This window comes from Halobaculum rubrum, from assembly GCF_019880225.1.
GTDB lineage: Archaea > Halobacteriota > Halobacteria > Halobacteriales > Haloferacaceae > Halobaculum > Halobaculum rubrum.
Window position 1 is genome coordinate 937,055 of sequence record NZ_CP082284.1, and the last position, 14,374, is coordinate 951,428.

General features: G+C 71.4%; 18 protein-coding genes. 12 read left to right on the forward strand and 6 right to left on the reverse strand.

The window, feature by feature from the left end; all coding sequences use genetic code 11:
* The first annotated feature begins 38 nt into the window (after positions 1-38).
* The 9 genes from K6T25_RS04935 to K6T25_RS04975 all read left to right on the forward strand — a co-directional run bounded on the left by K6T25_RS04935 (position 39) and on the right by K6T25_RS04975 (position 6,140).
* Positions 39-1,892 carry a type II secretion system F family protein gene (locus K6T25_RS04935; protein WP_222917857.1) on the forward strand — a complete coding sequence of 618 codons (1,854 nt, stop codon included), beginning with the start codon at positions 39-41 and terminating at the stop codon, positions 1,890-1,892.
* Entirely contained in the window at positions 1,889-2,635 is a 747-nt protein-coding gene (locus tag K6T25_RS04940; RefSeq protein WP_225917807.1) for a DUF7289 family protein, read from the forward strand. The genes K6T25_RS04935 and K6T25_RS04940 overlap by 4 nt, the downstream gene beginning before the upstream one ends.
* A 41-nt stretch (positions 2,636-2,676) precedes the next feature.
* Positions 2,677-3,174 (forward strand): DUF7266 family protein, encoded by a 498-nt coding sequence (locus tag K6T25_RS04945; RefSeq protein ID WP_225917808.1) that lies wholly within the window; start codon positions 2,677-2,679, stop codon positions 3,172-3,174.
* Entirely contained in the window at positions 3,171-3,860 is a 690-nt protein-coding gene (locus K6T25_RS04950) for a DUF7263 family protein (RefSeq protein ID WP_222916977.1), read from the forward strand. Before K6T25_RS04945 ends, K6T25_RS04950 begins: the two co-directional genes overlap by 4 nt.
* A complete protein-coding gene (locus K6T25_RS04955) occupies positions 3,850-4,287 on the forward strand; it encodes a DUF7262 family protein (protein WP_222916979.1) in 438 nt (145 codons plus the stop codon). Before K6T25_RS04950 ends, K6T25_RS04955 begins: the two co-directional genes overlap by 11 nt.
* Positions 4,284-4,814, forward strand: a complete 531-nt coding sequence (locus K6T25_RS04960; RefSeq protein WP_222916981.1) for a DUF7261 family protein — start codon at positions 4,284-4,286, stop codon at positions 4,812-4,814. Before K6T25_RS04955 ends, K6T25_RS04960 begins: the two co-directional genes overlap by 4 nt.
* A gap of 126 nt (positions 4,815-4,940) precedes the next feature.
* Positions 4,941-5,453, forward strand: coding sequence for a copper resistance protein CopD (locus tag K6T25_RS04965; protein WP_222916983.1), 513 nt, complete (start codon positions 4,941-4,943; stop codon positions 5,451-5,453).
* A 114-nt stretch (positions 5,454-5,567) separates the two neighbouring features.
* Positions 5,568-5,840 carry a DUF2249 domain-containing protein gene (locus K6T25_RS04970; protein WP_222916985.1) on the forward strand — a complete coding sequence of 91 codons (273 nt, stop codon included), beginning with the start codon at positions 5,568-5,570 and terminating at the stop codon, positions 5,838-5,840.
* Between the two features lie 66 nt (positions 5,841-5,906).
* Entirely contained in the window at positions 5,907-6,140 is a 234-nt protein-coding gene (locus tag K6T25_RS04975; protein WP_222916987.1) for a DUF2249 domain-containing protein, read from the forward strand.
* Between the two features lie 66 nt (positions 6,141-6,206).
* On the opposite strand, the gene K6T25_RS04980 is transcribed toward K6T25_RS04975, so the two are convergent.
* Positions 6,207-7,043 carry a bacteriorhodopsin gene (locus K6T25_RS04980; RefSeq protein WP_225917809.1) on the reverse strand — a complete coding sequence of 279 codons (837 nt, stop codon included), beginning with the start codon at positions 7,041-7,043 and terminating at the stop codon, positions 6,207-6,209.
* 333 nt (positions 7,044-7,376) lie between these two features.
* On the opposite strand from K6T25_RS04980, the gene K6T25_RS04985 reads away from it, so the two are divergent.
* Positions 7,377-8,621 carry a CaiB/BaiF CoA transferase family protein gene (locus tag K6T25_RS04985; RefSeq protein ID WP_222916990.1) on the forward strand — a complete coding sequence of 415 codons (1,245 nt, stop codon included), beginning with the start codon at positions 7,377-7,379 and terminating at the stop codon, positions 8,619-8,621.
* 309 nt (positions 8,622-8,930) lie between these two features.
* A complete protein-coding gene (locus tag K6T25_RS04990) occupies positions 8,931-9,287 on the forward strand; it encodes a hypothetical protein (RefSeq protein ID WP_222916991.1) in 357 nt (118 codons plus the stop codon).
* A 16-nt stretch (positions 9,288-9,303) separates the two neighbouring features.
* Here K6T25_RS04990 and K6T25_RS04995 read toward each other — a convergent pair whose 3' ends face one another.
* A complete protein-coding gene (locus tag K6T25_RS04995; RefSeq protein WP_222916992.1) occupies positions 9,304-10,041 on the reverse strand; it encodes an SDR family oxidoreductase in 738 nt (245 codons plus the stop codon).
* 83 nt (positions 10,042-10,124) lie between these two features.
* The gene (locus tag K6T25_RS05000; protein ID WP_222916993.1) at positions 10,125-11,447 is read right to left on the reverse strand and encodes an MFS transporter; all 1,323 of its coding nucleotides are present in this window, start codon (positions 11,445-11,447) and stop codon (positions 10,125-10,127) included.
* Positions 11,448-11,755: 308 nt separating this feature from the next.
* On the opposite strand from K6T25_RS05000, the gene K6T25_RS05005 reads away from it, so the two are divergent.
* On the forward strand, positions 11,756-12,067 hold the full coding sequence (locus K6T25_RS05005; RefSeq protein WP_222916994.1) for a DUF8028 family protein: 312 nt from the start codon (positions 11,756-11,758) through the stop codon (positions 12,065-12,067).
* Positions 12,068-12,132: 65 nt separating this feature from the next.
* Here K6T25_RS05005 and K6T25_RS05010 read toward each other — a convergent pair whose 3' ends face one another.
* The 3 genes from K6T25_RS05010 to K6T25_RS05020 are packed head-to-tail and all read right to left on the reverse strand — an operon-like array spanning position 12,133 to position 14,347.
* Positions 12,133-12,972: a DUF8116 family protein gene (locus tag K6T25_RS05010; protein WP_425600878.1), complete on the reverse strand. Its 840-nt coding sequence runs from the start codon at positions 12,970-12,972 to the stop codon at positions 12,133-12,135.
* On the reverse strand, positions 12,969-13,565 hold the full coding sequence (locus K6T25_RS05015; protein ID WP_222916995.1) for a DUF8054 family protein: 597 nt from the start codon (positions 13,563-13,565) through the stop codon (positions 12,969-12,971). Before K6T25_RS05015 ends, K6T25_RS05010 begins: the two co-directional genes overlap by 4 nt.
* On the reverse strand, positions 13,562-14,347 hold the full coding sequence (locus tag K6T25_RS05020) for a nucleotide-binding protein (protein ID WP_222916997.1): 786 nt from the start codon (positions 14,345-14,347) through the stop codon (positions 13,562-13,564). The genes K6T25_RS05015 and K6T25_RS05020 overlap by 4 nt, the downstream gene beginning before the upstream one ends.
* Between the last annotated feature and the right edge of the window lie 27 nt (positions 14,348-14,374).

Consider the following 14,374-nt stretch of genomic DNA (forward strand, 5'->3'; position numbering starts at 1 on the left):
CGGGCGAGTCGGAGTCGTCGTCCCGTGCGCGCGTCGGGATCGACGGCGGCAACGATCTCTCGGTGCTCGACCGGGCGCTGTACACACTGTTCTCACGTCACGCCGACACCCGCCGCCACGCGGCCGACCGGAAGCGCCACCGCGGGGCGGCGATGTCGACGAGCTTCGACGTGTACGTCGCACGAGCGTACGGCCTCTCGTGGGTCGTGTGTGCGCTCGTCACCGGCTGGACGCTCGTGATCGTTTCCGCGGTTTCGTCCCCGATCACGGCTGCTATCACGGCGAAGAGCGAGGCGTACATCGGCGTCGGCGCCGTCCCGCCGCTGTACGTCGCCGCCGCGGTCGCCGGCCTCGCGGGGACCGCCGCGAAGTACGCGACGGTCCGACTGGCCGGCGTTCGGCTCCGGTGGCGGACGAAGGCGCGTCGGACCGGCATCGAGCGGACGCTTCCGGGCGCGGCACGCTTCCTCACCGCGCTGTCGTCGGGGAGCGACGGGCCGCGAGCGATGCTGCGGCGCGTCGCCGACAACGACGCGTACGGCGAAACCGCGGTCTCGATCCGTGCGGCGCTCACGACGGCCACCCTCACGGGGAGCCTGAACGAGGGGATCGGCCGCGTCGCTCGCGACACGCCGTCGCGTGACGCGCTCGCCCCGTTCCTACTGAAGTTCCGCGAGCACGCCGCACAAGGTGAGGACGCGTTGAGCGGGTACCTCACGCTGGAATCGCGGATGCTCGGCCACCGGAGCGAGCAGACCCGCGAGCGCAACGCCGACATGATGGAGCTCGTCGCGGAGTTGTTCGTGGTGTTGCTCGTGCTTCCCGCGCTGTTAGTCATCGTCCTCACGGTGATGAGCGTGCTCACGCCGGGACTGTCCGCGGAGATCGTGACGCCAATCGGGACGGCCACCAGGCGTGCGATCGCGGTGTACGGCGCTGCCGGGGCGGTCCTCGTCGTTGGCGTCGCCGCGGCCGCGTTCGTCACCGAACTCCGGCCGACAGGCCAGCGAGCACACCACGCGCCCCCGAGCGACCTGTCGTCGTTGCTGCGGTCGGTTCCGAGCAACCCCGCAAGCGCCGCGATCGCGCTCACACCGGTCGGAGTCGTCGCGCTCGGCGGCCTGTTCGCGGGCGGCGTCGACCCGGTGAACGCCGCGCTGCTCGGCTACGCGGCCTACGCCGTCCCCGTCGGCGGGGTGGCGCTGCGTCGCGGGCGAATCGACGACGCGAAGGACCGCGAGATCAGCGACTTCGTCCACGCCGTCGCCGGTCGCGTCGCCCTCGGCGATCCGCTGGCCGCGGCGGTCGAACACACGGCCCGGAACGTGGACCTGGGTCGGTTGAACCCGGACGTCGCCGACCTCGCGTTCGCGCTCGGCATCAGTGGCGGACGCGAGGAAGATGTCCAGACTGAGGCGCTCAGGCGCTTCACCGAGCGCGTCGGGACACCGTTGGCGGCGCAGACGATCGGACTCGTCTCCGGCGCGCTCGACGCCGGCAGCGACGCGGACGCGGTGTTCGAGACCCTGCAGACGGAGGTCGGCCGGCTCTACCACGAGAAGCGCGCGCTCCGTGCCAACATGTTCGTGTACGTCGCCGTCGGCTGGACGACCGCGCTGCTCGTCGTCGGGATCGTGGTCGCGGTGAACCTCACCGTGCTCGACGGGTTCTCCGATCTCGCGTCGCTGTCGACCGGCGGCGGCGCGCTGGACCCGACGGCCGTCGACCCCGAGCGCGACCGCCGCCGGTTCTACGTGGTCGCACAGGCGACAGTCCTCTCCTCGGGGCTGTTCGCGGGCGCCGCGGGTCGCGGCGGCTACGCGATGCTCCTGCACTCCGGGGCGCTCGTCGTCGTGTGTTACGCAGTGTTCGCGGTCGCGGGGTTGCTGTGATCGCCGGCAGTCGCCCCGACGGGGGCGACGACCGCCGCGGCGACCGTCGGGCACAGTCGCACGTCATCGGCATCGCGCTGTTGCTCGGCATCACCGCGGTCTCGATGGCCGGCCTCACGGCGACCGTCGGCACCGTCGTGGAGTCGAACACCGCGGGCGTCGATGCCGGCCGGGTCTCGGCGGACCTCGATGCCGCCCTCGCACCCGTGGAGGTGACCGGCCATCACCGGGGCACCGTCTCGTTCAGCGACGGTCGGTTGCACACCGTGAACCGGACGGTCCGGATCTTGAACGAGAGCGGCCAGGTCCGACGACTGGAGGTCGGCGGCGTGGTCTGGGCGAGCCACGGCCACCGCGTGGCGTTCGTCGCCGGCGCGGTCGTGCGGGGGCCCCCGGGTAACGCCGTCATGGACGCCGACCTTCCGCTGGCAACGTCGGCCGGAACGACGGTCGTCGGCGTCGCCGTCCTCGGCGACGCGCGCCTCTCGTATGCGGGGGGCGGGCGCGTTCCCCTGTCGACGCGGGTCAGCCACGACCGCAGCGCCTACGGCGACGGCGAGTGGCGAGTCGCCGTCGAGACCGCCACGCCGCGCCCGTGGCGGGCGTTCTTCGAGGAACGCGGCGCGGTCACGACCGTTCGCGACTTCGACGACGACGGCGTCGACAGCGTCGTCGCGCGGTTCCCGGGCTCGCGTGAGCTCCATCTGGTCGTCCATCGGCTGCACGTGGAGGGGGGACGATGACCGGGGGGCCTGGAGAGGGCGGTCCGGCCCGCCGGCCTCGCGTGGACGGTCCGACCCGGCCGCGTCGCGTCGACGCCGCCGCTCGGAACGGCGATCGTCGCGATCGTGCGGTGACGCCGATCGTCTCGAAAACGCTAGAGATCGGACTCGTCTTGCTGTTCGTCGGCGGGCTGTCGACGGCGCTGTTCGGCGGCGCGGTTCCGGACTACCGCGACGCCGCGGCCGACCGCGTGGGCGACCGGGCGCTCGCCGGCGCCGCGACGGAGATCGAGAACGCCGTTCCGCCCCGCGCAGCGTCGGTTCGCGTCGAGCGCCGCGTCGACCTCCCGGCGACGATCCGCGGATCGAGCTACCGGGTCGTCGCCGGCGACGGGCGTGTCCGACTCGACCACCCGAACCCGTCGGTCGGCGGATCGCTCCGGCTCGCGCTTCCCGGACGCGTCGCGTCCGTGAGCGGAACGTGGCGCAGCGGCGCCGAGACAGTGATCACGGTCGCCGGTGGAGACGGCCGACTCTCGGTCGAGTTGGTGAGCCGATGATCCGACCGGCTCGGCGACGAGTCGACGGATCGCCCGACCGCGGGCAGGCGAACCTCGCGGCGCTGGTCGCCGCGTTGATCGTCCTCTCGGCGACGGTCGGCGTGACGCTCGGCCTCGCCGAAGGAGCGCTCGCGGGCGCCGACCGCCAGCCGACCGATCGGCGCGCGGCGGTCGCCTCGACCGAGCGGCTGATCGCGGCCGACTCGCCGGTGACGCGACGAAAGAACGTCCTGAACGCCAGCGCGCTCGATACGCTCTCGCCCGAACGACTGGTCGCGCTCGCGCCGCCGCTGACGGACGCCGCCTTCGTCGTCCGGGTCGACGGCCGACCGGTCGTCGAGCGGGGCGACCCGGCCGACGGCGTCTCGTTCCGTCGGATCGTCCTCGTCTCGGCCGTCGAGGAGCGAACGCTGACCGTCGCCGCCGACGGCGCGGTGACGCTTCCCCGGCGGACCGACAGCGTGCGGCTCGACTTCGCCGAGGCGGACGTGGAGACGGTCCGGGCGAACGGCCGGATCGTCCTCCACCGACCGGGCGGACTCCGCGGCGCACGGACAGTGTCCGTCAGCCGGTCGGAGACGCTCACGATCTCGTTCGACGCGAACGCGACCGGGACCGTCGTAGTGACGTCGACCCCGGAGCGAACCCGAAAGGCCACCCTGGAGGTGCGAGTCGATGCCCGATGAATCGCGTTCGGTGTGTGCCGTGTCGGACCGCGCTCAGCTCTCGCTTCCCGTCGTCGAGGTCGCCGTCGGCGTCGCGTTCCTGCTGGCGGTCGCGGCGTCGTTCGGACTGGCGCTGCCCGCACCGGCGACCGCGGAGGCACAACTCGACGCGTACGCCGACGACGCCGGCACCGTGCTCGCCGAGGAACCGCCGCGACATGCCGGCGATACGCGGCTCGGGGAGGTGACTCGATCGCCGGCGGCGTTTGAGCGCGAGCGCGAGGCACTGCGCGATCGAGTGCGGCGGATCCTCGGGGACAACCTCCTGTTTCGCGTGGAAACCCCACACGGCGCGGTCGGCTTCGACCGCCCGAACGGGGTGGCCACCGGCCGCGCGTCGGTCACGACCGCCGGGGGAGAGGTGGTGTTGTGGGTGTGGTACGTATGAACGGTCGCCGGGAGGACTGCGATCGTGCGCAGTTGGTGCTGCTCGCGGCTGCCGTCGCCGCCGCCGCGCTGGTTCCGATGGCGCTGGCGTACCTCACGCTGGGCGCACACCCCGACGTCGCCGCGACCGCCGAGCGCGACACCCCGGGCGAGGACACCCTTCGCGCGCTCGATCGGGCGGCGCAAAACGCTTCGGCCGCGGTCGGCCGGCACCCGTGGAGCGGGCGCGAGCGGGCGGTTGCGACGTTCGACGCGGCGCTCGCGAGCGACGTGCGCGGGATCGAGACCGCCCGGCTGTCGGAGACGGTCGCCGTTGACGTGACACGAAACGAGACCGCCGCGAGGGCGTGGGCGACGGGGAACTGCCCCGACGGCCCGAACCGCGCGTTCGGCGCCTGCGACGTGGTCGACGGCGTCGTCGTGCAGGAACGCGCCGGCGAGGCGACGCTGTTGGCGATCGCGTTCGACGTGCGCGTGACCGAGCAGGCGGGCACGACGAGGCTGACGGTCGTCCTTCGGGTCCGGTAAGGTGCCGCCGTGCGGACGGCGGGGTCGACCGCGTGGCGGGTCCGACCCGTCCGTGACGGAACACCCGACTCCGCGGCAGCGCGGGCGCCGATCGGGTTTTTGCATGCGGCGGAACGCCCCTCGAACGTGAGCGTACTCCTCGCCCTCTCGTACGTCGCCCACGTCGTCGCGGGCGGGCTCTGGACCGGCGGCGTCGCGTACGCGGCGGTGGCGGTTCTCCCGGCTGCACGCCGCGGCGACCTGTCCGCCCCGGGCCTCGGCCGCTCCGTGGACTGGCTGCTACAGACGACGCGGGTGACGGGCGTCGTGTTGCCCGTGACCGGCGGCTACCAGATCTGGCGACTGTATCCCCTCCCCCGGCTGTTCGGGACAACCCGCGGCCACCTCGTCCTCGGGATGGTGGCGCTGTGGGGGGTGATGAACGGCCTCGTCGAACTCGGCGTCTATCGAATGCGCATGGCGGAGGGCTCCCGGATGGGGCTCGGCCGGCACACGATCGAGCGGTTCGGGCTGGACGACGACGCCGACGCGCGAGGGGCTGCCGAGGTCGCCCGTCCGTACGTGCTGGCGGCCGCCGCGCTGGGTGTCCTGCTGCTCGTCGACGCGGCGCTGCTGGCCGGTAGTCCGGGAGGCGTCTAGCGACCGCGAACCGTCCACGGGATCTGGAGGTCCGGTCGATCACGGTTCGACGCCGTACCGTGCTCGAACATCATCGGGCGAACGACCAATCGGCTCCGTCGCGAACCTCCGAGTATGGCCCACGCCGACGCCGACGGCACCGGAACCGACACGGGACCCGCGACCGACACGAACGACCCTCGGGTGCTCGACGTTCGTGATATCGACGCGCCGCCGTTCGAACGTATCACCGGCGCGCTGGCGGATCTCGACCGCGACGAGACGCTGGTGATCGTCAACAGCTTCGATCCCGAGCCGCTGTACGGCGAACTCGACCGCCGCGGGTTCACCCACCGATCCTCGCAGGTGGCCCCGGACGAATGGCGCGTCCGCGTCGAACACGAGTGAGAGCCGGGCGCAGACGAAGGTGTTCGGGGGGAAGGCTACCGGGCTTGCGACCACACGAAAGAGCAGATGCCAACTGAAACGATCGACATCCGTGACATTCCGCCCGCGAAGCGACATCCGACGATCCACAACGCGTTCGCCGACCTCGACGCCGGCGAGTCGCTGGAACTGATCAACGACCACGACCCGCAGCCCCTGTTCTACGAGTTCGACGCCGAGGTCGACGACTTCGACGCCGACGGCTACGAGGTCGAACAGCGCGGCCCCGGGAAGTTCGTCGCCCGGTTGCCGAAAGAATAGCGCCGGCGGAGCCGAGGTCGAAGCGGTCGATCGGGAATCGGGAACCGGTCGGAACCCGACGGTCGGTCAGTCGTCGGCGGGCGCGGCGCTCTCCGTCCCGTCGGGCCCGCCGGCGGCGACGGTCGACTCGTTCGCGGCGACCCACCGGAGCAGCAGGAACGCGAACACGTACTTCGCGAGGATGTCCAGCGCCGAGTACGCCCACGACGTGAGGCCGACCGACTGGACGACGGCGAGCCCCTCGACGCCGAGCGCCCACACGATCGGGTAGCCGAGCCACAGGACGACCGTGAGGACCCTGAGCGTGTCGAATATCTCGTCGGTGCCGGCGGCGGTCGCGGCGTCGGCCCACTCGGTCAGCAGGGCGTACAGCACCACCGCGAAGAACGCACAGCTGATCAGGTAGAACGCCCACCGCAGGGGGTACGACGAGGTGACCAGCGCGGCCGCGAGACCGGTGACGCACATCCCGATGTCGGCGGCGATCACCGTGAACAGGCTTCCCCGGTCCACGTCGGCAAGCAGGCCGAGCGCGAGGAGGATCATCGGCGTCGACAGCGCCCACGTCAGGTAGCGACCCCACTGACTCAACACCTCCTGGCCGCCCAAGGGATGTCCGACCGGCATCGTGATCACGCCGACCGTCAGCCCGGAGACGAGCCCGGTGTAACTGGAGATCGACACCAGCGGGATCATGAGCGTCGCGGCCCAGATCAGCTTCGCCCGGGAGGACTCGACGTTCCGACCCATGTACACGAACAGCAGCGCCGACAGCCCGGCCAGCGCGATGTTCGCCCACAGCGAGGAACTGAGCAACACGTCGCCCTGGATCTGTGAGAACACCTCCGACTGTGTCACTTGGAGCGGCGATACGTGAACGGCTTGACTCCATCCGACTGACATACACCTACCACATGGCTCCGAAGCATATCAATATGACAGGAGAGGAAATCAGTTGTGGCCGATCCGTTCGTCAGCCTTCCGGTCCGTCGACGATCCGGGATCGGCCCAAAGGGAGCGGTCCCGCGAACCCGCGGAAGCGCGCGCCGGCGACCGGACGACGCAGTACCCGTTCGGGGTCGGCGACCGTGTCGGATCGGTACCGCGACGGCGATGCGAGGTCGGGAACGGAATTCACGACGTGTGTGAACGACCGCCGAAACCTTAACCGAGCGGTAAGCGAAACGGGAGGAGACGGAGACCCTGCGGAGAGATCCCGCGGGACGGAACACAACAATGTCCGACACCGACACAGATTCACCACCGACGCAGGGGAAGATGCTCGAGGGCGTGAAGGTTCTCGATCTCTCGACGTTCGTAACCGGCGGGTTCAGCTCGGCGATGCTCGCCAACCTCGGGGCCGAGGTGATCAAGATCGAGCAGCCGGGGTACGGCGACGCGATCCGTCACACGGGACCGCCGTTCATCCAGGGCGAGTCGCCGTACTACTGGACGGTCAACTACGGCAAGCGGAGCCTCGAACTCGACTTGAAGAACGACCGCGCGAAGGAGGCGTTCTACGAGCTGGTCGAGCACGCCGACGTGGTCGTCCAGAACTACCGCCCGGGCACCGCCGAGCGCCTCGACATCGACTACGACACCCTCTCGGAGTACAACGACCGGCTCATCTACCTCGCGATATCGGCGTTCGGACAGACCGGCCCGTGGGCGAAGCGCTCGGGGTACGATCTGCTCATTCAGGGGATGAGCGGGCTGATGAGCGTCACCGGCGAGGAAGGCCGCCAGCCCGTGAAGGTCGGCGTCCCGATGACCGACCTCATCACGGGGATGTGGGCCGGCTTCGGCGCAATGGCGTCGCTGTACCGCCGCGAGCGGACCGGCGAGGGCGAGTACATCGACCTGGGGATGCTGGATGCGACGCTGCCGTGGCTCACCAAGCAGGCGGGGCAGGTGTTCGCCGGCGAGGAGCCGAAACGCATGGGGACCAAAGACCCCGTACTCGCGCCGTACCAGACGTTCGAGACGGCCGACGGCTACCTCAACGTCTGCATCCTCAACGAGAAGCTGTGGCACGAACTGTGCGAGGTGATCGACCGCCCGGATCTCCCGGCTGACGAGCGGTTCGCGCGGAACGCCGACCGTGTGGCCAATCAGGACGCCCTCGAGGCCGAGATCGAGGCGACGCTCACGGAGAGGACGACCGACGAGTGGATCGAGATCGTCGCCGAGGAGGGCGGCGTCCCCGCCGGCCCGGTGTACGGGGTCGAGGAGGCGCTGAACAACCCGCAGGTCGACGCCCGTGGCGCCGTCTCGGAGATCGAACACCCCGAACTGGGCGAGATCCCGGTGATCGAGCACCCGCTGAAGTTCGCGAACGGCGAGAGCGGCTTCGACCGGGCGCCGCCGCTGTTGGGCGAGCACAACCGCGATGTGTTCGCGGAGTTGGGCTACTCGGAGGCGGAACTCGACGAGCTGGAGGCCGCGGGGATCTTCGGCGACGCGGACGACAGCGACGACTGACGTCCCGGATCGGACCCCTCGTCCGACTCGCCCATTGCCGGAAGCTTGCGCCGAGCCACACATCGCGCTGTGTCTCGAACGCCGACGCGCCGGTGCAGGCCCGCCAGATCACGCATTCGGGCCCCGTACGATGAGTGTTGACAACGCGTAACAATACGATCGCGTACGCTACCTCGTTCCGAAACCGACGCGACGCGGACGATCGGTCGATCCGACGGCGCGAACGGATAGATAAAAACACTGCCCGAGCGCGCCGCCGCCGCACGGCCACAGTCGAGTTAACCGTCGGCTTGCGGTACCGTACTTCGCATGACGAAGGCAGCCATCATCGTTCTGGCAGGAACTGACGGACACGAGAACCTCGGTCGTCTCGCGAACGGACTGGAGGCGGCCAAGGAGTTCGCCGAGAACGACGACGACGAACTCGAACTCATCTTCGACGGCGCGGGGACGCAGTGGATCCCGGAGCTCGAGGACGAGGACAGCGACTACCACGAACTGTACCAGACGGTCCGTGACGACACCGCCGTCTGTGACTACTGCGCGGGCGCGTTCGGCGTCGAGGAGGCGGTACAGGACGCCGGCCTCGTCACCGTCGACGACCACGACGGCCACCCGAGCATTCGGAGCCTCGTCGACGACGACTACGAGATCATCACGTTCTGAGGCGGCCGCCGCCGGCCTACCACCCGGCGAACTTGTCGCGGCGGTACAGGTCCAGTTCGCTCACGGTGTCAGTGCCCTCTTGGGAGAGACAAAAGCGGATTCCGTCGGCGATGGCATCCGGGTCGGTCACGTCCCCGGAGTCGAACTGCTCCTCGAAGGGTTCGCCCTGCTCGCTGGCGAACTCGGTGCGAACCTCGGTGGGGTTGATCACGCTGACGGCGACGCCGTCTGGCCCGACGCTCCCCTCGAGACTGTGAGCGAAGCCGCGTACCCACCACTTGCTCGCGGCGTACACCGGGTTGCCGGGGCGGGGGTACTCGCCGGCGAAACTGGCGACGAACACCAGCGTCCCCTCGGACTCGCGGAGGTGCGGAAGCGCCGCCCGAGCGGTGTGGAACGCGCCGTCGACGTTGACGCTCATCATGGTTCGGTAGTCGTCCATCGACATCGTGTCGAGGTCGCCGTCGAGGCCGATCCCCGCGTTGACGACCACGCCGTCAAGCCCGTCGAACGCCTCCGCGGCGCCCTCGATGAACGCCTCGACGCGCTCGCGCTCGGTCACGTCGACGGCGATCGCCTCCACGGCGACGCCGTGCTCGTCGCGCAACTCCGCGGCGAGGTCCGCCAGTCGACCCTCGCGTCTGGCGCCCAACGCCAGGTCGACGCCCGCCGCCGCGAGCGTCCGCGCCGTCGCCGCGCCGATGCCCGAACTCGCGCCCGTGATCGCGACCGCGTCGCCGTCGATGTCTCGCATGGACGGGCGGTCGACCCCGAAGCGCAAAAATCGGTCGGCAGCGCGGCGACAGGAGGCAGCACCCGGCGGAGCGGAACCGGAGATCAGTCGTCCGCGGGAACGCCGGTCGCGACGCCGGCGCCCGCGACTGCCGGCCGACTCTCGGCGACCCGCAGCGAGACGACGGCGGCGGCGCCCAGCGCGAGCACCGACGCCGCCACGAACGCCGTCGGGTACCCCGCGACCGTCGCGACCGCGCCCACGCCCAGCGGGCCGACGACGCCGCCGACCGACCGCGCGGTCGAGGCCAGTCCCATCAGCTCCGACTCGCGGTTCTCGGGCGCCACGTCGGCGACGAACGCGACCGAGCCGGTCCACATCGCCGAGAACGCCACCGCGAGGGTGACGTAGCCGAGGGCGACGACGCCGGCGGCGGCGATACCGCCCGGCGCGAACACCGCCGCGGCGGCAACGAGGCCGAAGACCGCCGAGCCGGCCATCCCGAGCGTGATCATGGGCTTGCGCCCGTGGTCGTCGACGACCCCACCGAGGTAGTACATCAGCGCGGTCTGCGAGACGGGGTTGAACGCCAGCACCGCGCCCATCCACGCCTCCGGGAGCCCGAGCGTCGCCACGATGTACACGGGCATGAGCGCGCCGACGCCGGAGACGGTCGCCTGCCGGGCGGACAATCCGAGGTAGAGCCACCCGAGCCCGTTCGTCGAGAGGTGACCGCGCTCGCCGGCGGCGGGGAGCAGCCGCGAGCGGATCTCCCGCGGGAGCGACTCCGCGTCCGGATCTGGCGCCGTGTCCCCTGGGTCGACGAGGGCGACGGCGACGGTCGCCAGCAGCGAGACGGCGGCGACGACGAGGTACACGTCGCCGGGGACGAGCGCGCCGAGGAGGAGGCCGGAGGTGAACTGCCCGGCCCCCGACCCCGCGGCGGTGAACGCGTTGTACGAGCCGACCGACTTCCCGCGGCCGGCCGGGCCGCCGCGTTCGGAGGCGACCGTCAACATCAGGGGGCCGAAGCCGGCGATGAAGACGGCGTACAGGCCGCGCACGAGCACCTGTATCCACACGGGATCGACAGAGACGGGAAGCGTCGCCGACGCGGCGTTCGCGACCGCGTCGACCGCGAACAGCGGCGTGAGCGCGAGCGTCGCGCCCAGACCGGTGCCGACGAGGATCAGCTTCCGACGACCGGTCACGTCCGCGAACGCGCCCCACACGGGCGCGAACAGGATGATACCCAGCGAGAACGCGGTCGCGAGCAGCGACACCTCGAGCGCCGACCCGGTGCGCCCGACGTGGACCGCCAGCGACGTGCCGAGGAGGGCCCCCGCGGTGACTCGCGTGACCGCCGCGAGTCCGACCAGCGCCGTCCCGCGATCGACGCGGGGGCGGCGCGCGGAGGGGAGGTTCATACGAATCGAAACATTCCAGCCGTCCAAAGCCCTCGCCTCCCGGCGGACATCGCCGGAAAGCGTGCGGTTCGACCCCACGAGTCGCGCGGACCGCTGTCACGAACCGCCGACCGGAGTTAGGATCCTCCATAACCTGCCGAACAGCCCGGATAAACCGTCTCGGGCGAGGAGAAACGGTCATAAACAGTGCCCGAAGACCCAGATACGGACCGCGAACGGTCGTGAACGCTCCGTGAACGAGTGAAGCGCCGCCAACGGTCTGGCGGGTATAGGTGGTCGTGAGTCCATGCATCGGACACGCCCGACCCATGTCCACCACCGACCGAACACCCTCCGTTCCCGTCCCCGACGCCGACGACGTGTCGGCGCCGCAGTTCGCCCGTCGAACGATCACCTCCGCGGCCGCGGGGCTCGACGGCGCCGCACGCGCCGCCGAGGCGATCGCCTTCTGGCTGGCCGCCCTCCTCCCGCTGGCGTACCTCCCGGCGCTCGCCTCCGGCGCCACGTCGACACGGCCCCTCCTCGTCGCCGGCCTGATCCTCGCCCACGTGGCCGCGCTGGCGCTCGGTCGCGGATACGCGACCGGCGCGGCCGACGCGAGCGAACCGACCGGCCGCTGACCGGACGACTGTCGACGCTCGGTCCCCTCGGTCCCTAGTGGTCCCACGCTGCCTCCCGACCGCAGTCAGTTCCGGCTCGCGCGGTCGAGCCGCCGCCGTTCCTCTCGGAGAACCCGCTCCCACACCCCGAACAGCGCCGAATTCAGCCGGTAGCTCGCGTCGATGTCCCTGACCCAGGCGTCGTCCGCGAAGAGCAGCCGCTGGAACCGCCGTACGTCGGGAGAGAGGGACTCGCGACCGCCGGTGTAGTGGGCGGCGGACTCGCGGACCGTGCGGTCGACCAGATCCTGTGGCACCACGATCCCGGCGGCGTCGGCGACGTGCGCGAACCACTCGGTGTGCAACACGGCGTCCGCGAGCACGAACGACCGCTCGAACGCCTCGAACCCGCCGGCGTCGCGCACCGCGGCGACCGCGTCGGCGTCGACCGCGAGATCGGAGGGAGCGGTGTACGCGGGCTCCGGCGACGGGCGGTCGGGGGCGTCGCCGCCGACGGTAGCGACCCCCTCACTGAACGGGGCCGCGATCCGCCGGAGGCGACGCGCCGCCAGCGCGACCGGACCCGCCAGCGCGAGGCGGTACCACCGCGGTGTGTACGCGAGAAACGGCCGGCCGAACGCGGCGTCGCCGAGATACGTCGCGGCGACGACCCGCGCGGGTTCCGGCGGGAGATCCGTCCGTCCCTCGCGCAGCGCCGCGACCGTCTCCGCCGGCTCGGCGAGCGGGTCCGCGCCCGTCGCGTTCGCTCCGGCACGGTCGAAGTCCATTCCGTCGGCGACGCGGTCGGTGTACTCGGCGCCCGCGCGGTACCACTCGGCGAAGTCCGCGACCTCGCGAGCGGCCAGCAGTCGAAGCAGCGTCACTGCCGGACACAGGAGCCCGACGACCGTAGCTCGCTCGATCACTCCGCGAGCTGATCGCCGAGCCCCCACTCGTCGGCGCGGGCTCGCGCCTCCGCTCTGGCCTCCCGGCGGACCGCCTCGACGCGCTCCTCGTCGGCGAGAAACGCCGCCAGCGCGTCGTGGTCGCCGCCGGCGGCGCGGCGTTCGGCCGGCGCGGCCTCGCGGGTCCGCTCGGCGAGGGCGTCGTCGCCCGCGAGTTCCCGCGCGGGCGCCCCGGGCGCGACGCGGAACGGGTCGTTCCCGTCGGCCGTCGGATCGTGGAGCGAGTCCAGCGCGTCGGCGGGGAGCCGGTAGCGCTCCACACGGACGGGCGTCGTCCCCGCCAGCGCCGCCAGCGCCGCGGGACCGTCGACGTCACCGCCGGCGTCGTACGCCAGCACCGGCACTCCGGATTCGAGCGTGATCACGGCCTCGCTTCCGCCGATACCGAGCAACGCGTCCCCGGGTTCGAGCCGGAGGTAGCCGGTGAGGTCGTCGTCGAGCGACGCCGCCAGCGGCGCGGCGAAGTCGGTGGCAACGCGGGCGCCGACGAGGTCGCCGCGGGGGAGGCGCTCGCGGACCGGCGCCGCCGAGGGCGGCGTCGGCTCGCCCGTCATGGCCGCTCGGGGACGACCGCGCTCCGGAAGCGATCGGCCACGTCGCCGGCGGCGTTCGGCTCTGGGTCGATCCCGGCGGCGACCGCGCGGTACGCCTCTGCAGCGTCGCTGTCGGGCGCGTGCGCGAGGAGGGGCTCGCCGGCGTCGCGGGCGGCCCGCGCGGCGTCGCTGTCGGGCACCGACCCGAGCATCGGTCCCTCGAAGTAGCGTTCGGCCTGCGTGCCGACCGAGCCGAGGTCGCCGCGGACCTTGTTGAACAGGACGCCCGCGATCCCCGTCCCGTAGGAGGCGGCGTACTCCTGGACCTTCAGCGCGTCCGAGAGCGCGGGGATCGTGGGCTGGGTGACGACGACCACCCGGTCCGAGAGGACGATCGGGAGGACGGCTGACTTCGACGCGAGCGTTGCCGGCGAGTCGAGGAGGAGCACGTCCGTGTCGGCGGCGAGTTCGGCGACGACTTCCCGGAGGCGGGCCGGGTCCGACCGCTCGAACCCCGCGAGACTGGTGCCGCAGGGGACGACGCGCATCCCGTGACGGTCGTAACAGGCGTCGTGTACGTCGATCGCGGCGCCGTCCGCGTCCCGCGCGTCGGGCGCGAGCAGGTCCTGGAGCGTGACTGGAGCGTCCCCGAGTCCGGCGTGAAACAGGAGGTTCGCCATGCCCGTGTCGGCGTCGACGACGGTCACGTCGTACCGCCGCGCGAGCGCCATGCCGAGCGCGAGCGTCGTGGTGGTCTTGCCGGTGCCACCCTTCCCGCTCGCAACCGCGAACGCCTCGACCATACGTTCGCTGTCTCGGGTTCGTACAAA